Source organism: Flavobacterium sp., assembly GCF_003525665.1.
GTDB lineage: Bacteria > Bacteroidota > Bacteroidia > Flavobacteriales > Flavobacteriaceae > Flavobacterium.
On record NZ_DQDX01000086.1, the window covers coordinates 7,792 to 8,041 of the forward strand.

The window sequence follows — 250 nt, forward strand, 5'->3', positions numbered from 1 at the left end:
ATCTGAACTCGTTTCAGATTCTTTTTTTTTATAGATATTTGTATTCAAACAAATTAACTTCAACTTTCCTACAATGAATTTATCTTGGCAAATTGTTAGATTGAATTTAAAGGAAACCTTCTCCATATCATACGGAAATTATACTTTTAGAGAAGCATTGATTGTTGAACTTTCACATAAAGGTTGTAAAGGTTACGGCGAATGTACTTCGATTGATTATTATCAAATAAATTTAAATGATTTTACTTCA